The sequence below is a fragment of the Hymenobacter fastidiosus genome, assembly GCF_039539565.1.
Classification (GTDB): Bacteria; Bacteroidota; Bacteroidia; order Cytophagales; family Hymenobacteraceae; genus Hymenobacter; species Hymenobacter fastidiosus.
On record NZ_BAABDJ010000027.1, the window covers coordinates 82,513 to 106,431 of the forward strand.

The window sequence follows — 23,919 nt, forward strand, 5'->3', positions numbered from 1 at the left end:
ACGTGGTCAGCGCATACTTTCACTTCATTTCGCTGAACCTTGAAGTTTACCGATTTCAATCTGCACGACGACCTGCTGGCCGGTGTAGATGCCATGAACTACCAGAATGCCACGCCCATTCAGGAGCAGGCCATTCCGAAAATCATCGAAGGCAAGGACCTGATTGCCTGCGCCCAGACCGGCACCGGCAAAACCGCCGCCTACCTGCTGCCCCTCCTCGACAAGATTTCCCACGCCAAGCACGGCCACACCTCCACCCTCATTCTGGTGCCTACGCGCGAGCTGGCCACCCAGATCGACGAGCAGGTAACGGGCTTCGGCTACTTCGTGGAGGCCAGCAGCATCGCCATCTACGGCGGGGGCAAAAGCGAAACCTGGGAGCAGCAGAAGCGCGCCCTCACTTCCGGGGCCGACATCATCGTGGCCACCCCCGGCCGCCTGATTGCCCACCTGCAGATGGGCTACGTCAAGTTCGACCAGATCAAGTACCTGGTGCTCGACGAAGCCGATAAGATGATGGACATGGGCTTCTCGGACGATATTCTGAACATCGTGCGCCAACTGCCCAAGCAGCGGCAGACCCTGCTGTTCTCGGCCACGATGCCCACTAAAATCCGCGACTTCTCGAAGCAGATTCTCAACGAGCCCGAGGAAATCCGCCTGGCCGTCTCCAAGCCCGCCGCCGGCATCGACCAGCAGTTCTATATGGCCTATGACCGCCAGAAGATTCACCTGCTCGAGCACATCATCAAAACCCAGGAGGTGCAGAGCATGGTGCTGTTTACGAGCCAGAAAGCGGCCGTAGCGGGCATCGTGCGCGCCATCAACAAGCTGGGCTACGTGGCCCAGGGCATTTCGTCGGACCGGACGCAGGAGGAGCGGGAGCAGATCATGCGCGACTTCAAGAACAAGTCGTTCCCCATCCTGGTGGCCACCGACGTGCTGAGCCGCGGTATCGACATCGACTCTTTGAGCCACGTGGTGAACTACGATATTCCCCGGGCCGCCGAGGACTACGTGCACCGGATTGGCCGTACGGCCCGCGCCGCCACCAAGGGTACGGCCATCACCTTCATTGCCGACCAGGACCAGGACCGCGTACTCAAGATCGAGAAGCTCATTGAGCGCGAAGTAGAAAAGCAGGACATCACCGAAGGCCTCGGCCTGGGCCCCGCCCCGGAGTTTGACCCCAAGCGCTTCAGCGGTCTGGGCGGCAAAATCGGGGGCCGGCCCGAGCGGGGCGGCCGTTCCGGCGGCAGCAGCCGGGGTCCGCGCCCCGAAGGCGGGGCGCCCCGCGGCGAAGGGGGCCGCGACGGCGGCCGCCCGCGTCGGGAGGCCGACCCGAAAGACCCCAAACAGAAGGAGCGCATCGCCAATGCCCAGGCCGCCCTGGCGGCGCTGGACGCGGGCGGGGCCCCGGCCGTACCGTATCAGCGCCCCCCCCGGGAGCCGCGCCCCGAAGGGGAAGCTCGTCCGCCGCGGGAGCCGCGGGCTCCCCGCCCCGAGGGGGAGGCTCGCCCGGCCCGCGAACCCCGGCCCGCCGGTGAGCCCCGCCCGCCCCGCGAGCCGCGGGCCGAAGGCGAAGAGCGGGAACCCCGCGCGGAAGGCGAGCGTCGTCGCAGCCGGGGAGGACGCAACCGCAGCCGGGACCCGAAGCCCGCAGGCAGCGAAGCAACGAGCCCCTCGGCGGCCCCCGCCGCGCCCACGGCGGACTAAGCCTTCGTATGACCACCAAAAAAACCCCGCTGCGCCCACCGCAGCGGGTTTTTTTTGGTGGTCTTTTTTTGCCGGGCAAGCTTGGTCGGGCTATCCGCGGAGGGCCCGCGCTTTTGCCCGCTACGGTTGAGCTTACCCCGGGTCTGCGCGCGCCGGCCCGCCTTATCCAGGCCTGCCCGCAAGCCGGCTCTGGCGTAGCCGAACCGGCTTGCGGGCAGGCCCCCAATTTAGGGTAGCTCCTCTGCTCCCGGCAAGATGACGAAAGGTGGAAATTCGCAGCGTGAAAAAAAAGCACACCCTGCCTGATGGTAAGCAGTTTGCTCTTTTCCGAGGCTTTGCTCCTGACCCGATGAAAGCTGCCTGAGCCGACTTCGCCGCTGCCAATTCCCACCCGCCGTTCCTGCTGCTCACCCCAGCGCTACAAAAACCTATGCAAAAAAAACTACGTTCTCACCCGGTTGGTATCCCTGATAATGCCGCTGCCGGATTCAGCTCAAATCCAGCCCGGGCGGCGCTTACGCTCCGCTCCGCCAACCGCTGGGCCGCAGCCCGGCTCCGGGTACTATTGCCGGTACTGCTGGCTGGCAGCAGCCTGCTGGCGCACAGTCAGTCGGTGGGGTCCGAGGTGTATATTCCGGGCCGGACGAAAGGAGCGGCGGGAACGCCTGACAATAACTCGGTAGCCGGGGTCCAGGTCGCACCAGTCGCGTTGGCCCGCACGTCGCAGATTCTGCTCAACACCTATGGGGATACACCGCTGGCCGTGCCACTGGCCGCCACCGATGCCGATGCCGGCAGCTCTATTGCGTCATATAGCATAACGGTGCTGCCTCCGGCCGCTTCGGGCGTGCTGAAAATTAACGGGACAACCGTTGTGACCACCAAAACGACGATAGCCGCCGCCGATGCGGGCAACCTGACCTTTGACCCGGCGGCCGGCTACTTCGGCACCGCCGTGTTTCGGTACCAGGCCAAAGACAACACCAACGCCAACTCAGCGGACATCACCTACGGCATTCCGGTGAGCAAAGCCACCTGCGGCACCGGGACCGGCCAGGCCAACCTGCTGAGCTACTACGCCCGTACCGAGGGCGAAGACTGGAAGGTGAACCGGACCGTAGTGGTGGGCGGCGTTACCATCACGGCGAGCCCCACGGGCACGCCCTACACGTCCTCGCCGGCCACTACCGATATTCTGTTCGTGTCGGACCAAGTCAGTATGCCCGGCAAGGGGCTGGTGTGGGCCGAGGACTACACTTCTACGGCAGCCACCACCTCGTCGGTGACCTTCACGTTTAGCCGCCCGCTGGCCAATTTTTCCCTGTCGGTGGGCGACATCGACAACGGCACGGGCTACATCGACCTGCTCACGCTGCAAGGCTACGACGCCAGCAACAACCTGGTCGCCATTCCGGCGGCCAACGTGAGCACGGGCTCCACCAACTCGTACAGCAACAACAGCTTCACGGGTACCGCCAACAGCCCGGCCGATGCCAATACGAACGTGCTGGCCACTTTCCCGGCGGCCATTACCCGGCTGGTGATGACCTACCGCAACACCGCGACCACCCAGCCCGACCCGGCCAGCCAGCTGATTGTGTTTCCGTCGATGGCCTGGTGCGCGCAGGCCGACATCCAGACCACCCTCACCGGCCCCGGGCGGGCGCAGGCCGGCAGCACCGTGACCCTCATCGCCACGACCCGCAACGGCAGTGGCGACCAGGTCAACACCATCCGGCCCACCGTGCAGCTCCCCGCGAACCTGAGCGGCGTGACCGGCGGCACCTACGTTTCGTCGACCGGCGTGCTCACGCTGCCCGTTATCAGCGACCTGGCCGCCGGCGTTTCGGTCGCTCAGACGCTCAGCTACACCATGCCCAATACCGTGGCCGTGACGGCCACGTCCGGCTTCACGTCCACGGCCGACGACCCCACGGCCGGCAACAACACTTCGACCCTCACCACGGTCCAGAACCGGGCGCCGGTGGCCAGCAACGTGACCAACGCACCCGCCATTCTGCGGACCACCACGAGCCAGACCACGCTGGCCTCCTTCAACGCCAGCGACCCCGACGCCACGGCCGGCAACACCACCCTGGTTTCCTATACCATCGTGTCGCTGCCCACGGCGGCGCAGGGCACGCTATATGTGAACGGCGTGGCCGCTACGCTGAACCAGGTGATTACGGTGCCCACCTCGGCCACGGCCGCGGCCCCGGGCTATCAGCTTTCGTTTGTTCCGAACAATACGTTTGCCGGCAACGCCAGCTTCATCTACCGGGCCACCGACGACACCAACACGGCCTCCAACACGGCTACCTACACGGTGCCCGTGACGGCGGGCGCCGACGTGGTGGCGACGGTCAACGGCACGGGCACGGGCGTCGAAGGCCAGTCGAGGACCTACGGCGTCACCCTCGTCAACAACGGCCCGGAGGCGGCTACCAACGTGGTGCCCACGCTGACCCTGTCCAACAAGCCGCCGTTTAGCAGCGTCACCGTGCCCGCCGGCGGCAGCTACGACCCCAGCACGGGCATCGTCACGTTCGGCCCCATTGCCTCACTGGCCAGCGGAGTTTCGGTGCTGAACACGCTGAGCCTGGTGGTGCAGCCTACCCCGGCCAGCTTCAGCGTGACGGCCGCCAACACCAGCGCCACGCCCGACCCCACGCCGGCCAACAACAACGGCACCGCGGCCGCCGCCATCCTCACGGTCACCGTTTCGCGGATTGGAGCGGCGGGCATCGCCAGCGCCTGCGCCACCCCCGCCAGCAGCGGCTCCGCCACCCTCACCGCCAACCCCAATACCTACTTCCCGGCCACCAGCCAGACGGTGGCAGCGGGCGCTACCTCCCTGGTAGTGGACGCGGCCGTGGGGGCCACTCCCGTGGCCGCCGGCGACCTGCTGCTCGTCATCCAGATGCAGGGAGCGGACATCAACGCCACCAACACCGATGCGTACGGCGACGGCGTGACGGGCGGCCAAGCTACCAGCAACCTCAACAACGCCAATTTCACGGCCGGCCTCTACGAGTACGTGGTGGCGGCCGGGTCCGTATCCCTGAGCGGGGGCACCGTAACGTTTACGACCGGCCTGAAAAACGGCTACCAGAACGCCAGTGCCACGGGCACCACCGGCCAGCGCCGCTTTCAGGTGGTGCGCATTCCGCAGTACCAGAACCTGACGGTGAGCGGCACGGTGGCCCCCAGCGCCTGGGACGGCCGCACCGGCGGCATTCTGGCCCTGGACGTAACCGGCCAACTCACCTTTGACCCTGGCGCGAAGCTCGATGCCTCGGGCAAAGGATTCCGCGGCGGGGCCGGCCAGAAGCTCACCGGCACCACCGGCCTGACGGGCACCGACTACCGCGCCACCGCGCCCGCCTCGGGCACGACGACCACGGGGGCCCACGCCATGAAGGGCGAGGGCATCGTGGGCACCCCGCGCTACGTGAATACGGGAGCCGCCCTGCTCGACACGGGCACGGACGGCTACCCCAGCGGCAGCGCCGGCCGTGGCGCCCCCGGCAACGGCGGCGGCGGCGGTACCGATGCCAACCCCACCACCAACAACAACAACTCGGGCGGCGGCGGCGGCGGCAACGGCTCACGCGGCGGCCGCGGCGGCAACGCCTGGAGCAGTGGCACGGCCGTGGGCGGCGAGTCCGGCGCGTCCTTTAGCGTGCCCAGCAGCAACCGCCTGATACTGGGCGGTGGCGGCGGCGCCGGTGTGAGCAACGACGGCACCGGCGATACCGGCCTGACGGGCTACGCCAGCAGCGGCGCGGCCGGCGGGGGCATCGTGCTGGTGCGCACGGGCTCCGTGGCGGGCGGAGGTGCCGTGCTGGCCAACGGCGCGGCAGCCAGCAGCGCGATGGTGCAGGACGGTAGCGGCGGCGGCGGGGCCGGCGGCTCCGTGCTGATAACGGCTAACAATACCACCACCCTGAGCCGCCTTACCCTGGCGGCCAACGGCGGCAACGGCGGCAGCAACAGCGCCTCGGCGGCCCACGGCCCCGGCGGCGGCGGCGGCGGCGGCATCGTGCTCACCAACGCGGCCCCGGGCAGCGCCAGTGTGCTCAGCGGCGCCAGCGGCACCACCGCCGGCGGCGCGGCCTTCGGCGCCACTGCGGGCCTGCCCGGCCTTGCCAACAGTCAGATCAGCACCAGCATTGCCAACAGCACGGCCGGCATCAACTGCAGCACCGATGTGACGGCTACCATTGCCGGCCCGGCTTCGGCCACCAATGCCCAGACGGTGAGCTTATCGGCCGTATTCGCCAACAATGGCGGGGTAGGCGCGCTGGGAGTGACGCGCACTATTACGCTGGCGTCAGGCGACGTGAACAACCCGGTTACTGCCGTATCGGCGCCGGGCAGCACCAGCATCAGTGCGCCGGCTGCCGGCACCGGTACGGTAACCATCACCTACGCGGCTATTTCGCCGCTGGCGGCCGGCGCCAGCAACTCGTTTGGCATTTCTTACACGACCCCCGGCACGGCGGCCGTAACGGCTACGGCCCTCATTTCGACGACTTCGAGCGAGCCCGTAACGGACAACAATACCAGCTCGGCCGTTACCACCATCAGCGGCTTCGCGGACCTGGTATCGGCCGTGTTCGGACTCTCTTCCTCCACTACGGGCCTGGCGACCGGCTCCTACTCCGTGGTATTTGCCAACAACGGCCCCGCCGCGGCGGCGAACGTGACGCGCACCGTCACGCTGCCCGCCGGGGCGACTCTGACTACGGCCCAGCTCGACAACATTGGGGCCCAGGGCGGCACCTATACCAGCGGCACCCAGGTTATCGACTTCGGCACCCTGACCACGCTCAACAGCCGCAGCGCCAGCGTCTATAACTTCGGCTACACTGCCGCCACCACGAGTGGCAGCGGCAACATCGTCAGCAATACCACGACCACCACCCCGCAGGATGCTGGCAGCGGCACCGGCGTCGCCGCCGATATGTTCTCCTTCGCGGTAACCAACATTGCCTCTACCGACGTGGCCACCAGCGGCATCACGACCTCCGCGGCTTCGGTAGCGGCCGGGCAGCAGGTTTCGTTCACGCTGAACTTCATCAACAACGGCCCGGCTGACCTGAGTGGGGCCCTGCGCTCGGCGCAGCTCACCCCCGGGCTGAGCATCGTATCCATCAGCGGTGGGGGCGTCTACGATGCCGGTTCGGGTCTGGTGACGTACCCGGCCATGGCGCTGGCCAACGGGGCCAGTGCGCCTTCCACCATCACTTTCCTGGCGCCGGCTTCGGGCCCGGTCAACCTCAGCGGCAGCATCAGCGGCGGGGCCGGGACCGTGTCGGGGGGCAACTTCAACAACAATCAGGCTACGGCCAGCATTGCCGTGAGCCCCCTGGCCGACGTGGCTACCACCATCAGCGGCCCGACGACGGTTATCACCGGCAACCTGGCTACCATCTCCGCGACGACGGCCAACAACGGCCCGTCGGTGGCGGCCGCCGTGGTGCAGACCATTCAGCTCCCCATTGGCCTGACGGATGTTTTCCCTTCAAACAACGGGCGTTACGATGCCACTACGGGCGTAGTCACGTATCCGGCGCTGACGGTGCTGGCCACTGGCGCGGCGGTACACAACACCGTCAGCTTCCCGATGCCGGGCGCCTCGTTCACGGCATCGGCGGCCGTAACCACCACCACGGCGGAGGCCTCAGGCGCCACGGCCAACAACGCGGCCACGGCAGCCACCACGCAGCCGACGGCCCCTGACGCCACCCTGGCCAACGTGTATACGACCCTGACGCTGCCGGACAAAAACGCCGCCCCCGGGGCTCCGATTACCCTCACCCTCGAAACCGGCAACCACGGGCCCCAGCCGGCGCTCAACGTGGTGCAGCAGCTGGCGCTGCCGGTAGGCCTGACCCTGGTCAGCATCAGCAACAGCGGCACGTATAACCCCGCCACGGGCCTGGTCACCTTCCCGGCCATCGCCAGCCTCACCAGCGGCACCAGCGTGCCCAATACCGTGGTGCTGACGGCCCCCGCCGCCGGCCCGGTGGTGGCCATGGCCAGCGTGCTGGCCACCACGCCCGACCCCGTGCCCGCCGACAATCTGGTGATTCGTAACGTCGACATCCTGCGCATCACCGACCTGGCTACCACCATCGTGGGCCCGGCTACGGCCTCGGCTACGCAGGTGGTCACCTTCACGGTCACGACCCGGAACAACGGCCCGGTGCCCGCCCTGAACGTCATCCAGTTTGTGTCTATCCCGCCGGGCTTCGCGACGGGCGAAGTACTCCCGAGCGGGGGGGGCTTCTACGACCCTGCTTCGGGCGCCGTGATCTGGCCGACCGTGGCTTCGCTGGCCGTGGGGGAAGTACGGACCTACACCTTCAGCTACGTAGCCCCGGCGCTTAATTCGACCGACGCCAGCAAGCCGCGCACTATTCTGAGCCAGGCGGCCGTAACGGCCTCGACGCCGGATGGCAACACGGTCAACAACTCGTCCACCATCGGCACCGACATTCAGTGGAATGCCGACGTGGCCATTGCCGTAGCGGGGCCCACGACGGCCGTCGTGGGCAATACCATCACCTTCACGGTGTCGACCTCGAACAACGGGCCGGCCCCGGCGGCGGACGTCACTCCGACCGTGCGCATTGCCACCGGGCTGTCGAGCGTGGTAGCCAGCGGCGGCGGCGTCTACAATATGAGCACGGGCCTGGTTACCTTCCCGGCCATCCCCACCCTGGAGGTAGGCCTGACCGGGGCCGTGACCAACACCATTACCATTGTAGTGCCCGACCGGCCTATCATCGGCGTATCGGCCGCGGCCAACAACCCGGACAACGAGCTGAGCCTGACCAACAACGCGGCGACCCTCATCCTGCCGGTCACGCCGCGCACCAGCATCCTGGTCGACGTGCAAACCACCATTGCCGCCAACCTGAGCTCCCAGCAGGCCGGCCAGCCGGTTAGCTTCACCGTGACGGCAACCAATGCCGGCACCGACGCGGCCAATATGCGCCAACGGGTGAGCCTGCCCGCCGGCCTAGGTGGGGTGGTAGTAAGCGACGCTGGTGGCACCCTCACGGGAGCCTACGACGCCGTTACCGGCGTGGTCACGTTCCCGGTGGAGGCCAGCCAGGCTCCGGGTACGGTGCTCACCTATGGCATCACGCTCAACGCTCCGGGCAAGGGGCCGCTACTGGCCACGGCCTCCGTAAACAGCAATTTCTCGGATGCGACCCCCGCCAACAACACCCAAAGCGTGAGCGTGACGATTGTGCCGCTAGCCGACGTGGCCACCGTGCTAAGCGGTCCGCCGGCCCGGCTGCCCGGGGGCCTGGGCACGTACAAAGTACGCACCATCAACAACGGTCCTTCGCCGGCCAGCTCAGTGGTGCAAACGGTGCAGCTGCCTACCGGTCTCACCGACGTGGTCGCTTCGGGCGGGGGTGTTTATGATGCGGTAACGGGACAAGTCACCTTCCCTACTATTGCCACGCAGGTGGTGGGCCGGGCCGGGGAAGTGAGTCACACCCTGCAATTCACCTTCCCGGCCACGGCCACGACCTTCACCGCCACCGTAACCAGCGGCACGACCGAAAAGGCGGGTACGACCGCCAACAACACGTCGAGTATGACCACGGGGCTCACCAACCAGATACCCCTGGCCAACACCGTGAGCAACCTGCTGCAGGCCCCGGAGGGCAATACGGCCGGGCCGCTCACGCTCACCTCGCTGCAGGGCCTTGACCTGGACGGGGCCATAGCTTCGTTCACCATCAGCACGCTGCCCGCGGCGGAAACCGGCGCTCTTTTCCTCAATGGCGCGGCCGTCGGGGTGGGGCAGGTCATTGACATCAGTCAGGCGGCTAATGTTACGTTTGACCCCGCCGGCAGCTTCGCGGGCAATGCCTTCTTCACCTACACCACCGGCAACCAGGGCGCGGCCTCCACTGCGGCGCTCTACACCATTGCGGTGGGCCAGGACGAAGCGGCCGTGTATACCCTGATGCCCGTGAAAGGCGGCAACGCCAACCCTTACCAGAATGGTGACGTGCTGGCCACGAGCTTCGACGTGAACAGCGGCAGCTTTAACGCGGCCGCCGTCGTGGCCGACAACGGCGTGCGGACGGCTGCCATCACCTCGGGCACTTTGCCCGACGGCCTGGAGCTGGACCCCGTGACGGGTCAGGTGCGCGTGTCCGACCGTACGCTACTGGTGAGTGGGACCTTCCCGGTCACCATTACCACGGTAGATGGCAACGGGGGCATCACTACGCAGGTGGTGCCGCTGCAAATCGGGGCCTCGCCGCTACCGGTGGAGCTGACGCGCTTCGAGGCCAGGGCCGCGGGCTTTGATGCTCAGCTGAGCTGGACCACGGCCCAGGAGCTCGACAACGCCGGCTTCCAGGTGGAACGCTCGCTGAATGGTATCCGTTTCGAGCCCCTGACCTTCGTGGCCGGGGCCGGCACCACCACCCAGGCCCAGCACTACACCTTCGTCGATGCGGGCGTGGGGCAGCAGCACCCGGGCGTGGTCTACTACCGCCTCCGGCAGCGTGACCGGGATGGCAAGACCTCGCTCAGCCCCGTGCGGGTGCTCACTTTCGCCCCGGCGGCCCGCGGCCCCCTGGCCACCAGCGTCCCACTCTTCCCCAACCCGGCCCAGGCGCAAACCACCCTGGATCTGACCAGCCTGCCCGCGGCCACGTACCAGGTGACCTTACTCGATATGATTGGTCATCAGGTGCAGACCTATACCCTGGCCGGGGGCCGGCCCCACACGCTGGAAGTCGGCAACCTCGCGGCCGGCACGTACCTGATCCTGATTCAGGATGGCCGTCTGAAAATCACGCAACACCTCCTTAAGCAGTAACGAACCGCCTGAGGGCTGTTGGCAACTACGGCACAAAAGCCCTGTTCACCCGGATCGGGGTTTTCATTTCTGATAACAACAAAAGGCCGCTGAACTCAGCGGCCTTTTGTTGTTATCAGCTCTTCGCTTGGGCCAGGCTGAAAATCTGCTTGATCAGGCCCTAATACGCTTCTGCGGGCATTTCCGCTTTGGCTTTCAACAACTGTTCGGCATCGGTGCCGGCAGTGGAGCGGAGCTGCGGGGTGCCGTCGGTGGCGGCGGTGTAGATAACTTCGGCAATCTGCGCGGGGGTGGAAAACGAGCCGCCCCGGCTACTGAACGCGGCCAGCACACTGCGCACCTGGCCGGCGTAGGGGTTGGCCTCGTCGGCGGGGTCGAGCGTCATTTGCAGGGAGCGGCCGGCAAAGTCGGTGGCCACGCCGCCCGGGGGCTACCACTTTCACCCGGATGCCGAACGGCTTGAGCTCGTACCACAACGACTCGGAGAAGCCGTCGAGGCCAAACTTGGTGGCGTGGTAGAGCGAGTTCATCGGAAACGCCGTGCGCCCACCCACCGAGGTGATGTTGATAATGGAGCTGTTTAGAAAGTCTGATTTTTTGTTGCCTGTCATCCTTCATCTGGTGTCCGCTTGCGAAGGACCTTATCACGAGTGCTCATTTTGGCCTAATTCCAAGTTATGCGGACGTGATAAAGCCTTTCGCAAGCGGACGCCAGATTAAGGATGACAAACTTCTTGACTTTCTAAACGACTTCAACAACTCCTGCCTTTTGAGCCCGCAGAATAGGCAGCACGGCCCGCGCGACGCTGAATACGCCGAACAGGCTGGGGGCAAACTGCTGCTGTATCTGGGCGACGGTGGCCGACTCAAACGGCCCGGCCAAACCGTAGCCGGCGTTGTTGACCAGCACATCGAGGCTACCAAAATCCTGGTGGGCCTGCTGCAGGGCGCGGGTCACGGTAGCTTCGTCGGTCACGTCGAGGGCGTAGACGCGGACCGTGGGCAGGTCGGTGAACCGGGCGTCGGCGGGGTTGCGCATGGTGGCGGCCCCGTTTCAGCCGTGGTGTACGGGAGCAAGCTTGCCCCGGCCCGCCGTCAGCACAACAATCGTTCAACCATGGGCGGGGGCAAGCCCCGCCCCTACCCGTTCTACTGTACCCTATCCTGAAATTTGCCCTGGTGATTCGACACCCTGTTTTAGCCTATCAAATTCCTCCTGCTCCATGGCTACAGCACCTGCCCCACCCCAAACAGCACCGTAAACACCAGGGTCGTCAACGCCATCTGCTTGAGCAGCGGGTCGAGCTGCATCGACTCCTGGCGCTGCCACACGCGGCGGGCATTGAGCAGCAGCAGCGGGGCCGACAGCAGAAACAGCCACTGCCAGGGCGAGTGATACGTGAGGGCCACGTAGACCACGGCACAGCCGAAGCCCAGCAGCAGCAGCAGCCAGTGGTAGCGCCGGGCCTGCACCGGCCCCAGCCGCACCGGAATCGTGATTTTGCCGGCCAGCTCGTCGGAGCGGATGTCGCGGATGTTGTTCACGTTGAGCACCGCCGTGGCAAAGCAGCCCAACGCGGCGGCGGGCAGCAGCACGGCCAGCGGCAGCGTGCGGGTTTGCAGGTAATAGGTGCCGCCCACGCCCACCAGGCCGAAGAAGGTAAATACCGACACGTCGCCGAGGCCGGCGTAGCCGTAGGGTTTCGCGCCGGCGGTATAGTTCACGGCCGCCCAGATAGCCGCCAGGCCCAGCCCGAAAAACGCCAGAAACGCCCCGGCGCCGGCCGTACCCAGCGCCACCCACAGCAGCCCGAGCCCGCTCCCGAGCGAGAGCAGTCCGAACACCCCCATGCCGCGCCTCATCTGGGCCGGCGAAATGGCCCCGCTCTGCACGGCCCGCTGCGGTCCTTCGCGGTGCACGCTGTCGGCCCCGTTCTGGGAGTCGCCGTAGTCGTTGGCGAGGTTGCTCAGAATCTGGAGCAGAATGGTGGTAAGCGCGGCCAGCCCGACTACGGACGCCCGAAACTGCCCGTGGCTGGCGGCCAGAAAACCACCCGTGAGAATACTGGCCAGGGCCAGCGGCAGGGTGCGCGGCCGGAAGGCGGAAACCCAGGCTTTCGCGGGACTGGCAGCAGGCGCTGAGGAAGTGGAAGAGGTGGTCATACCAAACAAAAAAGGGTCATCCTGAGCAGAACGCAGAACCTCTCCCGCCAAAGTAAGCCATGGCGTTGCACCGAAGCGGGAGAGGTCCTGCGCTCTGCTCAGGATGACATAGGTACTGAGTCGGGCTATTTCAGAATGGCCGCGACCAGCTCGTCGCTCATGGGCTTGACCTTCGAGGGATAAAAGCCGACCACGTGGCCCTGCTCATCGACCAGATACTTGCAGAAGTTCCAGTTGGGCGCGTCGCCGACGGTGCCGTTCTTGCTCTTGTCGGCCAGGAACCGGTAGAGTGGGGCCGTGTCGTCGCCGGTTACTGAAACCTTGGCGAACATGGGGAAGCTCACGCCGTAGTTTTTCTCGCAGAAGGTGGCAATCTGGGCATCGGTGCCGGGTTCCTGACCGCCGAAGTTGTTGGCCGGAAAGCCCAGCACGGCTACCCGGTCGCCGTGTTTTTTGCTGAGCTCTTCCAGCTCCTTGTACTGCGGGGTGTAGCCGCACTCCGAGGCCACGTTCACGATAAGCAGCTTTTTGCCCTGGAACTGGCTTAGCTTCACTTCCTGGCCATCAATAGTTTTAACGGTGTACTCGTACACGGAGCCGGTGGCGGCGGCGGTTTCGGGAGCAGACATAGAAGCAGTGGTAGAAGTTGGGGTAGAGCTGGATGAGCATCCGCCAGCGGCCAGCGTACCCAGCAGAACAAGAAAAGAAGCTTTCATACAGCGGGAGAAGTTATGAATACGGGCAAGCCAGTGCAGCTGTTTAGAAAGTCAAGCAGTCCGTCATCCTGAGCAGAGCGCAGGACCTTATCCCGGCTGAACGGTACCCGCTCGCTGAAATACCCGGCGTGATAAGGTCCTGCGCTGCGCTCCGGATGACAAACGCTTGGAAAAACCGACTTTCTAAACAGCTTCAGTAGTAGCTATCGGCCAAACTACCGGGCGCAAGGCAATGTTTTTTAGGAGAACCAAGTAGTCGTTGACACAAGAGCTGGCCGGTCCTTCTTCCCAGGTTCAGGACGACCAGCAAACAACGAACTACTCCCGTCACCTCATCAGGTGCGGGGCACGGTGAGCCACTTCTCCAGGTCGGTGGGCTGGTACGCCAGCATCTGGTCGAGCAAACCATCGGGGGTGGTGTGCTGCTGAAGCTGGGCGCGGTTTTCGGGGCGCAGGAAGCCGTCGTCTACCATGCGGTCGAGGGCCAGGAGCTGGTGGTCGTAGAAGCCGTTGACGTTGAGCACGCCGCTGGGCTTTTTGTGCAGGCCCAGCTGGCCCCAGGTCAGCACCTCAAACAGCTCTTCGAGGGTGCCGAAGCCCCCGGGCATGGCAATGAAGCCTTCCGCGAGGTCGGCCATCAGCAGCTTCCGCTCGTGCATACTCTTCACCACGTGCAGCTCGGTGAGGCCCACGTGGGCCAGCTCCTTACCGGCCAGAAAATCGGGAATAACGCCGATGGCCTGGCCACCGTGGCGCATCACGCTGTCGGCCACGGCCCCCATCAGGCCCACCCGGCCGCCGCCGTACACCAGCGTCAGGCCGCGCCGGGCCAGTACCTGGCCCATCACCCCGGCTTGCTGGCGGTAAATTTCATTGGTCCCGGCGCTGGAACCACAGTAGACGGCAACACTTTTCATGAGCAGGAGCTAGGGCTTATAAATTTTCAGGTCCCCGCCTTTTTTCAAGCAGGGGTGGCCGAAGGCCGGGGTGGTTATCAGGGCCAGCAAGCTAGAACTAGTGCGTTGTTCTGGGGCTTCAACCTCCCCTGGCCCCTAGCTCAGCTGAGGAGGGGAACTAGTTTTCCAGCTTCCTGGCTCTAATGCATTGCTACATCCGCTCGGGCACCTCAATGCCGAGCAGCTTCATGCTGGCCTTGATGGTGCGGCCGGTCTGGGCCGACAGCGCCACGAAGAAGGCGCGGCTGGTTGCGTCGGGCTCGGTGAAGATTTTCACCTCCGTGTAGAAGCGGTTGTAGGCCCGGGCCACGTCGTAGGCAAACTGGGCGACCACGGCGGGCGAGAACGTGCGGGCGGCTTCGGTTACCACACCGGCGTAGCGGGCCAGCTCCTGCACCAGCCCGCGGGCCGACGCCGGCAGCGCGGTCAGGGCGCTGAGGTCGGCGTCTTCCGCAATGCCCAGCTCGGCGGCCTTGCGGCGGATGGCGGCAATCCGGGCGTGGGAATACTGAATGAACGGCCCCGTGTCGCCTTCCAGCTTCACCGACTCCTCGGGGTTGAAGAGCATGCGCTTCCTGGGGTCCACTTTCAGCAGGTAGTACTTCAGCGCGCCCAGGCCCAGGGTGTGGAACAGCTGACGCTGCTCGTCCTCGCTCAGCCCTTCAATCTTCCCTTTTTCCAGCGTGGCGGCTTTGGCGGCTGCCACCACCTCGCGCACCAGCTCGTCGGCGTCCACCACCGTGCCTTCGCGGCTTTTCATCTTGCCCGAGGGCAGATCCACCATGCCGTAGCTGAGGTGGTAGATGGCGTCGGCGTAGGGCTTGCCCAGCTTTTTGAGCACGGCCTTGAGCACCTGCATGTGGTAGTTCTGCTCGTCGGCAATGACGTACACGCTCAGGTCGTAGCCGAAATCCTGGTACTTCAGCTCGGCCGTGCCCAGGTCCTGGGTGATGTAGACCGAGGTGCCGTCGGCGCGGAGCAGCAGCTTTTCGTCGAGGCCTTCTTCTTTCAGGTCAATCCACACCGAGCCGTCTTCCTTTTTGAAGAACACGCCCTTCTGCAGGCCTTCCTCCACCCGCTCCTTACCCAGCAGGTACGTGCCCGACTCGTAGTAGAACTTGCCGAAATCGACGCCGATGGTCTGGTAGGTTTCGTCGAAGCCCTCGTACACCCAGCCGTTCATCTGCGTCCAGAGCGTGATAACTTCTTCGTCGCCCTGCTCCCACTTTTGCAGCATCGTCTGGGCCTCCAGCATCAGCGGGGCCTGCTTTTTGGCCACGTCGGGAGCCACGCCCTCGGCTTCGAGCTGCCGGATCTGCTCGCGGTAGTGCTTCTCGAACAGCACGTAGTACTTGCCCGCCAGATGGTCGCCCTTGATGCCGGCGCTCTGCGGGGTTTCGCCCTGCCCGTAGTACTGGTACGCCAGCATCGACTTGCAGATGTGGATGCCGCGGTCGTTGACCAGGTTGGCCTTGGTAACGGTGGCACCGGTGGCGGCCAGGATCTCGGCCACGGAGTAGCCCAGGAAGTTGTTGCGCAAATGGCCCAGGTGCAGGGGCTTGTTGGTATTGGGCGACGAATATTCCACCACCACGTTCTGCGGTCCGCCCGTAGGCACCGGCGCACCATCGGGGCGCTGACGAAGCTGCTCAAACAGGCGCAGCCACTCGGCATCGGCAATTTCGAGGTTCAGAAAGCCCTTCACCACGTTGAAGCCGCTCACTTTGCGCTCGTTCGCCGTCAGCCACTCACCCAGGGCCTGCCCGATCTGCTCGGGGCCTTTGCCCAGGGCTTTGGTCAGCGGAAAGGTGACGAGGGTGAAGGCCCCCGCAAATTCCTTGCGCGTAGGCTGAATGGTGAGCTGGGTGGCGGGCACCTCGGCCCCAAAAACCTGCTGAATGGCGGCGCTGAGGGCCGTTTTGATGTCTTGTTCGAGTTCTTGCACGGGGTGCGGGGTATAGAGCGAAGCGCCGCCGACTCCGGAATGCCCGGCGGGAATGGAATTCGTAAAAGTAGCGCAAGCGGCGACGGGGTCCAACAGGAACCTGCCGCCGCTTCCACTTACAAGCAAACTCGAACGTCATTCCGAGCGCAGCCGAGGAATCTCGCCCGCTTCGTTGCAATGGTAATCCTACGAAGCACGCGAGATGCTTCGGCTGCGCTCAGCATGACCCGTTCTTTCCCAACAACGTCCGCACGCGAGATTCCTCGACTGCGCTCGGAATGACGTTCTTTCTGCCTACGACGTGCCGCCCCGGCCCGCCGTCACGTCCTGCACCCGCAGGTGCTCAGTGATGGCGTCGGTGGCGGCTTCCAGGATGTCGAAAGCGTTTTTGGCCATGGTGTTTTCGCTGTCGAGGGTGGGGTTGATTTCCACCATCTCGAAGCACACCACCCGGTCATTGTCCAGCAGGGCCTGGCACAGGGCAATGGCTTCCTGCACGTCGAGGCCCAGCTCCACAGGCGTGCCGGTGCCTTTGCTGAAGCGCGAATCGAGCGAGTCCACGTCGAAGCTGATGTACACCAAATCGCAGAAGCGCAGCTGCTCGTAGATTTCGCGGGCTACCTGCCGCGGCCCCTTGGCTTTGAACTCGGGCAGCTTGAAGTTGCGGATGCCGAGCCGGTCGATAACGGCGTTTTCCTCATTCTCGGTGTCGCGCACGACCACGTACACCAGGTGCTCGGGCTTGAGCTTGGGGCCTTCTTCGCCCAGGCTTTTCAGCCGGCGCCAGAAGAACTCGGTTTCGGGCTCCACCACGTTGCGCTGGCAGGCGAGGTTATCCTCGTTCAGGGCCATGGCCAGCGGCATGCCGTGCATGTTGCCGGAAGGCGTGGTGTAGGGCGAGTGAATGTCGGCGTGGGCATCGACCCAGACCACGCCCAGTGTTTTGTGCGGGTAGGCGGCCTTGATGCCGGCCATGGTGGCGGCGGCGTTGCTGTGGTCGCCGGCCAGTACCAGCGGAAACTCCCCGAAGCGCAGGGTTTGCTCTACCGCGTTGGCAATGCCCTTCTGCACCGTATAGATCGAGTCGATGTGCTTGGCGAAGGGAAAATGATTTTTGTCGAACAGCACGTGGTTCAGATCCGGTACCGCCACGGCGTTGAAGCGGCGGAAATAGTCGGAGCCCTTGTTCAGACAGGCAATCCGGAGGGCATCGACCCCCAGACTGGCCCCACGAGTCCCGGCTCCCAGCTCGGAGCGGACTTCAATGAGCTTAATGCGGCGCATATTACATGAGCAAAAAAGGATAAAAGGGTTTGATGCTTGCCGATTGAGCGGGTGGGAATTCCTCTCAGGCTTGACGCGCACGGGCCTTCCGCCGCGACCAACGAACAAAGCACAACCAAAACCCCGCGGGCGGGGTATCTTTGCGGGCGCTAAGTTCGGGTTTTTCGTTGTTGGTTTTTGGTTTTTGGCTGTTCGATTGGCGCTTTTGCGGCAACTTCCTTCACCCGGACCCTGAAATCACCCGTTTCTGCCAGCACGACCGACGAAGAGCCAAAAACCAAAAACGAATAACCAACTCCTTCAATGGATACCTACCACGACCTGATTTCCCAAACCTTCGATTTCCCTACCCCTGAGTTTCACGTCGAGCAGAATGAGCTGCGCTTCAACGGCATCGACCTGATGGCACTGGTCGAAAAGCACGGCACGCCGCTGCGCCTCACCTACCTCCCCAAAATCAGCTCCCAGATTCAGCGGGCCAAGGAGTTGTTCCGCGTCGGCATCGACAAAACCGGCTATACGGGCCGCTACTCCTACGCCTACTGCACCAAGGCTTCCCACTTCAGCTTCGTGGTGGAAGAGGCCCTGAAAAACGACGTGCACATCGAAACGTCGTCGTGGTTCGATACCCACATCATCCGGGCCATGCACGCCAAGGGCAAGGTGCAGAAAGACACCTACATCATCTGCAACGGCTTCAAGACCGAGGACTACAAGCGCGAAGTCACCGCCCTCATCAACGAAGGCTTCGTGAACTGCATGCCCATTCTCGATTCGCCCAACGAGGTGCAGTACTACCACGACAACGTGCGCGAGAAGTGCAACGTGGGCATGCGCCTGGCCTCCGACGAGGAGCCGCGCTTCCAGTTCTACACCTCCCGCCTGGGCATCCGCTACGCCGACGCGCTGCCGCTCTACGAGCAGAAGATCAGGGATGACCCGCGCTTCGAGCTCACGATGCTGCACTATTTCATTAATACCGGCATCAAGGACACGTCGTACTACTGGTCGGAGCTGAGCCGCTTCGTGCACAAGTACTGCGAGCTGCGCCGGGTGTGCCCCACGCTCACCACCATCGACATCGGCGGCGGCCTGCCCATCCAGACCTCAATTCAGAAAGAGTACGACTACCAGTACATGGTGGAGGAAATCCTGCGCACCATTCAGCGCATCTGCGGCGAGGAAGGCGTGCCGGAGCCCCACATCTTCACCGAATTCGGCATCTTCACCGTGGGCGAGTCGGGCGCGAACATCTACTCCATTCTGGACGAGAAGCTCCAGAACGACAAGGAGCTCTGGTACATGATCGACGGCTCCTTTATCACCAACCTGCCCGACACCTGGGCCCTGAACCAGCGCTTCATCATGCTGGCCCTGAACGGCTGGGAGAAGAAGTACAAGAAGCTTCAGCTTGGCGGCCTCACCTGCGACTCCCAGGACTACTACAACGCCGAAAAGCACATCTACCAGGTGTTTTTGCCCGAGCGCAAGCCCCAGGATGCCAAGCCGCTCTACGTGGGCTTTTTCCACACCGGCGCCTACCAGGAAAGCCTGTCGGGCTACGGCGGCATCAAGCACTGCCTGATTCCGGCCCCGAAAATGGTAATTCTGGACCGCGCCGAGGACGGCACGCTCACCGACTACGTGTTTGCCGAGGAGCAGAACGGCGAGTCGATGATGCGGATTCTGGGCTACCAGAAGTAATTGAAACTCAAAACTTCCGGCGGGTGTACTTGGTACGACCGGCCGGAAGTCGTACTTTTGATGTCGGCAACTCTTCCCCCACTTCTCGTTTCGACTTACATGAAAAAGCTACTTCTGCTGGCCTCCGTGGCTCTTCTGGGCCTGGGTGCCTGCAACAAGGTTAAGTGCCCGGCCTACACCAGCACGAAAGCCGCCAACCATATTTCGTCGCCCATCACGGCGTCGACCGTGACTACCCCGGTGGCCCGCCAGTAAGTTAGAAGTAGCGCAAGCTGGCTATCCGGCCCGCCAAAGCCCGCTTTCCGTGACGGAAGCGGGCTTTGGCGTGGAATGGATTTCCAACCAGAACGTCATGCTGAGCGAAGTCGAAGCATCTCGCGTGCAACGGTATTGTCATGCTGAGCGAAGTCGAAGCATCTCGCGTGCTGCCGTTGGATTACTACTCAGACGACGCCACGCGAGATGCTTCGGCTACGCTCAGCATGACGGTCTTTTACGAACTGTACAGAAATCTAGCTCTCCAGAATAATATCCGTAGCGCCCCGCAAATCCGCGGCCCGCGGTTCGTAGTCGAACGTTTCGGTGCTCCCGATACACAGGCCGCGCACGCCGGCCCGGGCCCCGGCTTCCAGGTCGCGGGACCGGTCGCCGACCATCCAGCACCGGGCGGGGTCGAGGTGGAAGCGGGCCAGGCCTTTTTCCAGCATCAGCGAATCCGGCTTGCGCATAAGCGACTCGGAGACGCTCGGGTGGCCGGGGGCGAAGTAAAAGGCATCGATAAGGCCGCCGCAGGCTTCCTGCAGCTTGGCATGGCAGGCCTGCACGTCGGCGGCGGTGTAGAGCCCTTTGGCAATGCCGGCCTGGTTGGTGACGACAATCAAAAGGTAGCCGGCGGCTTTCAGGCGGGCCAGGCTTTCGGGCACGCCGTCGATGACCACGAAGTCGGCGGGGCGCCACACGTAGTCGCCCATTTCGTGGTTCAGGACGCCGTCGCGGTCCAGGAAAATGGCTTGGCCGCCGGCAACAACGGCGGGAGTTGGGTTGTTCATCGGGGCAAAGCTACGGATTCCGGCGCGCGGCAGCGGCCACGAAATGGGCGTTATCTTTGCAGCCAATCAAGCTTCAGGGGAATGAGAGTAGCAATTCTGGGCGGCGGCATTTCGGGCCTTACGCTGGCGTTTTACCTGCAGAAAGCCGGCGTCGCCTACGACCTGTTCGAGGCCGGCCCCGCGGGCGGCAACATCCGCTCCCAACAAATTGACGGCTACCTGCTCGAAACCGGCCCCAACTCCCTGCAGCTCAGCGACGAGCTGGAACAGCTGCTCACCGACCTCGGCCTCACCGACCAGCTGCAGGATACCGCTGCCGTGAGCAAAAACCGCTACGTGCTCCGTGGCGGCCAATACCGCAAGCTGCCCGGCACCCCGCCCGCGCTGCTGGCTAGTCCGTTCTTCAGCCTGAAGGCTAAATTCAACATCCTGCGTGAGCTGGCCCGCCCGGCGGCTCCCACGGATCCGATGGAAACCCTGGCCCATTTTTTCCGCCGCCGCTTCGGCCCCGAAATCGTGGATTACGCCCTGAACCCGTTCATTTCCGGCATCTACGCCGGCGACCCGGAAAAGCTGCTGGTGCACAAGACGTTTCCCAAGCTGGCGGCCCTGGAGCAAACCTACGGCTCGGTGCTGCGCGGGCTGGCCAAAAGCGGCACTTCCGGCACCCGTAAGCGCATCGTGTCCCTGCGCCGGGGCCTGCAAACCCTGACCGATACCCTGGCCGCCCAACTTACGAACTACCATGGTAATCAGGCCGTTACGGCCCTTTTACGCCCGGCCCCCGGCCGGTACCAGGTTCAGACGGCCGCTGGTATTTTCCCCGAAACCTACGATACCGTGGTGCTGGCGCTGCCGACGTACGCGGCGGCCCCGCTCCTGCAACCCTGGTTTGCGGCAGCGGCAACGGCGCTGGCGGCCGTGTACTACCCGCCGATGACGGCCGTGTTCACCGCCTACAATCGGGCCGACGTAGAGCACCCGCTCGACGGCTTTGGCGCTTTACACCCCAAAGCGGAGCAGCCCTACGCCGCCGGCAGCATCTGGACCAGCTCAATTTATCCGGACCGGGTGCCCGCCGGGCAGGTGCTTTTTACCACGTTTGTCGGGGGTAGTCAGTACGAAGCCCAGGCCCGGCAGAGTGCCGCCGACCAGAAATCGGCGGTCCACGCTGAGCTCAGCCGCTTCTATGGCATCCGGGCCGTGCAACCCGTCTGGCAATACCGGTACTCTTGGGACCACGCCATTCCCCAGTTCGACCAGCATATCGTGGCGGCCCACACCGCCGTTGATGAGCTGCAGGATCAGGGCATCTACGCCGCCGCCAACTGGCGGGCGGGGGTAGGCGTGCCCGACTGTATTCGGCAGGCCCGCAGCCTGGCCGAAAAAATTTCCGGCTGCAAACGCTGATTCCATATCTTTGGGGCAATTATGACTGATGGGCTCGTCCTGATACCGACCTACAATGAGCGCGAAAATGCGGAGCTGATTATCCGCAAAGTGTTTTCGCTGCCGCAGGCGTTTGATGTGCTCATCATCGACGACAGCTCCCCCGACGGCACGGCCGGCATCGTGCGGGCGCTGCAGCAGGAGTTTCCCGCCCGCCTTTTTCTGGAAGAGCGCAAAGGCAAGCAGGGCCTGGGCACGGCTTATCTGCACGGCTTCCGCTGGGCCCTGGCGCACGGCTACGAGTACATCTTCGAGATGGACGCCGACTTTTCCCACAACCCCGAGGACCTCTCCCGCCTCTACCACGCCTGCGCCACCGACGGGCACGACCTGGCCATTGGCTCGCGCTACATTCAGGGCGTGAACGTGGTAAACTGGCCCATGGACCGCGTACTGATGTCGTGGTTTGCGTCGGCTTACGTACGCTTCATCACCGGCATGCCCATTGCCGATGCTACGGCCGGCTTCAAATGCTACACGGCCCGGGTGCTGAGCGTCATCACCCGGGACCATGTCCGCTTCGTGGGCTACGCCTTCCAGATTGAGATGAAGTGGCTGGCTTACAAATATGGCTTCCGCATCATTGAGGTGCCCATCATCTTCACCGACCGCACCCGGGGAGCCTCGAAGATGACGAAGGGGATTTTCAAGGAAGCTTTTTTTGGCGTGCTCCAGATGAAAGTGGGCAGCTGGTTTCGCCGGTTTGAGCGCCAGCAGCCGAAGTTCCTGCCCCCGGTAGGCACCCACCCGGCCGCGCCCGCAACCCCGGCTTCCGAATCCCGGTAAGGCCTTTTACCACCTGACCCCCGCACGTCTGCGCGTTCCGGTTGTATCTTGGGCTGCGCATGGAAAATACTCCTCTCTTCTGGGTCGGCTTCAACATCTTCGTGCTGGCCATGCTGATGCTTGATCTGCTCGTGTTCAACCGCAAGGCCCACGTCGTGACTATGCGGGAAGCCCTGAGCTGGAGCGCCTTCTGGATTGCGCTGTCGTTGTCGTTCAACTACCTGGTGTATCGCACCATGGGGCCGCAGGCGGGGCTGGAGTTTCTCACCGGCTACCTGATTGAGAAGTCGCTGAGCGTCGACAACCTGTTCGTGTTCCTGCTCATCTTCACCTATTTCCAGGTCCCGCAGCAGTACCAGCACAAAATTCTGTTCTGGGGCATTATCGGGGCGCTGGTGCTGCGGGCCATCTTCATTCTGGCCGGGGCGGCGCTGCTGGCCAAGTTTCACTTCCTGATGTATGTGCTGGGGGCCTTTCTGGTCTACACCGGCATTAAAATGGCGACCAGCGGCGGGGAGCCGCAAATTGACCCCGACAGCAACCCCGTCGTCCGGTTTCTGAGCCGCCACCTGCCCATTACCAGCAAGCTGGAAGGCGGCAAGTTTTTCGTGCGCAAGGAAAAGCTGCTGTTTGCCACGCCCCTGTTCGTAGTGCTGGTAATGGTCGAAACCACCGACGTCATCTTCGCCGCCGACTCCATTCCCGCCATCCTGGCCATTTCGCGCGACACGTTTATCGTGTACACCTCCAACGTGTTTGCGCTGCTGGGTTTGCGGGCGCTGTACTTCGCGCTGGCCGGGCTGATGAAGCTGTTTCACTACCTGCACTACGGCCTCTCCCTTATCCTCATCTTCATTGGGGGCAAGCTGCTCATCGCCGAAATCTACGTGCTGCCCATGACCATTTCCCTGGGCGTTGTGGGGCTGATTCTGACGCTGTCGGTGGTCGTGTCCCTGCTGTTTCCCAAGGCGGCAGAAGTTCCCAAGCAGGTTCCTTAGGCGCCGGGCGGACGTTGGCAGCACGGAGCTGCGGGCCGGGTGAACGGGTTGGGCCAACCCTACTGGCCTGATTACTTCCGCAAGATCCGGGTTGAACGCGGGGGGTCGGAGCCCGTAGTTTTGGTGCCACTCCAACCACTGCCAGCTATGGTTTCTGCCCACGCTGCTCCCGGTTACGCCCGCGTGGAACGGGCTAGTGCCTGCATTGCCGGGTACCTGCCCCAGCCCCCGGACCTGGCCGAAACTACTGCATGGCACGGCGAGACCCTGCGCTTTGACCCTGCGGGACC

At 64.0% G+C, this 23,919-nt stretch carries 16 protein-coding genes; 7 read left to right on the plus strand and 9 right to left on the minus strand.

Annotated elements, in window-relative coordinates; all coding sequences use genetic code 11:
• The first annotated feature begins 39 nt into the window (after window positions 1-39).
• Both ABD833_RS12535 and ABD833_RS12540 read left to right on the plus strand, forming a co-directional pair.
• Window positions 40-1,716 carry a DEAD/DEAH box helicase gene (locus ABD833_RS12535; protein ID WP_345073403.1) on the plus strand — a complete coding sequence of 559 codons (1,677 nt, stop codon included), beginning with the start codon at window positions 40-42 and terminating at the stop codon, window positions 1,714-1,716.
• 430 nt (window positions 1,717-2,146) lie between these two features.
• A complete protein-coding gene (locus tag ABD833_RS12540) occupies window positions 2,147-10,579 on the plus strand; it encodes a T9SS type A sorting domain-containing protein (protein ID WP_345073404.1) in 8,433 nt (2,810 codons plus the stop codon).
• A 160-nt stretch (window positions 10,580-10,739) separates the two neighbouring features.
• Here ABD833_RS12540 and ABD833_RS12545 read toward each other — a convergent pair whose 3' ends face one another.
• From ABD833_RS12545 to ABD833_RS12575, 8 genes are all read right to left on the minus strand, one after another.
• Window positions 10,740-10,997, minus strand: a complete 258-nt coding sequence (locus tag ABD833_RS12545) for a hypothetical protein (RefSeq protein WP_345073405.1) — start codon at window positions 10,995-10,997, stop codon at window positions 10,740-10,742.
• On the minus strand, window positions 10,891-11,190 hold the full coding sequence (locus ABD833_RS19360; protein ID WP_425553646.1) for an SDR family NAD(P)-dependent oxidoreductase: 300 nt from the start codon (window positions 11,188-11,190) through the stop codon (window positions 10,891-10,893). Before ABD833_RS19360 ends, ABD833_RS12545 begins: the two co-directional genes overlap by 107 nt.
• 131 nt (window positions 11,191-11,321) lie before the next feature.
• Window positions 11,322-11,618, minus strand: a complete 297-nt coding sequence (locus ABD833_RS12550) for an SDR family NAD(P)-dependent oxidoreductase (protein ID WP_345073406.1) — start codon at window positions 11,616-11,618, stop codon at window positions 11,322-11,324.
• A gap of 188 nt (window positions 11,619-11,806) precedes the next feature.
• Window positions 11,807-12,742, minus strand: a complete 936-nt coding sequence (locus tag ABD833_RS12555) for a 1,4-dihydroxy-2-naphthoate polyprenyltransferase (RefSeq protein ID WP_345073407.1) — start codon at window positions 12,740-12,742, stop codon at window positions 11,807-11,809.
• Between the two features lie 125 nt (window positions 12,743-12,867).
• Window positions 12,868-13,371 carry a glutathione peroxidase gene (locus ABD833_RS12560; protein ID WP_345073408.1) on the minus strand — a complete coding sequence of 168 codons (504 nt, stop codon included), beginning with the start codon at window positions 13,369-13,371 and terminating at the stop codon, window positions 12,868-12,870.
• Between the two features lie 422 nt (window positions 13,372-13,793).
• Window positions 13,794-14,375, minus strand: a complete 582-nt coding sequence (locus tag ABD833_RS12565) for an LOG family protein (protein WP_345073409.1) — start codon at window positions 14,373-14,375, stop codon at window positions 13,794-13,796.
• Window positions 14,376-14,565: 190 nt separating this feature from the next.
• Window positions 14,566-16,359 (minus strand): arginine--tRNA ligase, encoded by a 1,794-nt coding sequence (gene argS / locus ABD833_RS12570; protein ID WP_345073410.1) that lies wholly within the window; start codon window positions 16,357-16,359, stop codon window positions 14,566-14,568.
• A gap of 294 nt (window positions 16,360-16,653) precedes the next feature.
• On the minus strand, window positions 16,654-17,643 hold the full coding sequence (locus tag ABD833_RS12575) for an arginase (protein WP_345073411.1): 990 nt from the start codon (window positions 17,641-17,643) through the stop codon (window positions 16,654-16,656).
• Between the two features lie 303 nt (window positions 17,644-17,946).
• Between ABD833_RS12575 and ABD833_RS12580 the strand changes: the two genes are divergently transcribed.
• Together ABD833_RS12580 and ABD833_RS12585 are read left to right on the plus strand one after the other, a co-directional pair.
• Window positions 17,947-19,347, plus strand: coding sequence for a type III PLP-dependent enzyme domain-containing protein (locus ABD833_RS12580; protein ID WP_345073412.1), 1,401 nt, complete (start codon window positions 17,947-17,949; stop codon window positions 19,345-19,347).
• Between the two features lie 99 nt (window positions 19,348-19,446).
• A complete protein-coding gene (locus tag ABD833_RS12585) occupies window positions 19,447-19,602 on the plus strand; it encodes a hypothetical protein (protein ID WP_345073414.1) in 156 nt (51 codons plus the stop codon).
• 257 nt (window positions 19,603-19,859) lie between these two features.
• Here the strand turns inward: ABD833_RS12585 and ABD833_RS12590 are convergent, their stop codons facing one another.
• Window positions 19,860-20,396, minus strand: a complete 537-nt coding sequence (locus ABD833_RS12590) for a D-glycero-alpha-D-manno-heptose-1,7-bisphosphate 7-phosphatase (RefSeq protein ID WP_345073415.1) — start codon at window positions 20,394-20,396, stop codon at window positions 19,860-19,862.
• Window positions 20,397-20,477: 81 nt separating this feature from the next.
• On the opposite strand from ABD833_RS12590, the gene hemG reads away from it, so the two are divergent.
• The 3 genes from hemG to ABD833_RS12605 are packed head-to-tail and all read left to right on the plus strand — an operon-like array spanning window position 20,478 to window position 23,629.
• Window positions 20,478-21,806 (plus strand): protoporphyrinogen oxidase, encoded by a 1,329-nt coding sequence (gene hemG / locus ABD833_RS12595; RefSeq protein WP_345073417.1) that lies wholly within the window; start codon window positions 20,478-20,480, stop codon window positions 21,804-21,806.
• A 21-nt stretch (window positions 21,807-21,827) separates the two neighbouring features.
• Entirely contained in the window at window positions 21,828-22,631 is an 804-nt protein-coding gene (locus ABD833_RS12600; RefSeq protein ID WP_345073420.1) for a polyprenol monophosphomannose synthase, read from the plus strand.
• Between the two features lie 59 nt (window positions 22,632-22,690).
• The gene (locus ABD833_RS12605; protein ID WP_345073421.1) at window positions 22,691-23,629 is read left to right on the plus strand and encodes a TerC family protein; all 939 of its coding nucleotides are present in this window, start codon (window positions 22,691-22,693) and stop codon (window positions 23,627-23,629) included.
• The last annotated feature ends 290 nt before the right edge of the window (window positions 23,630-23,919 follow it).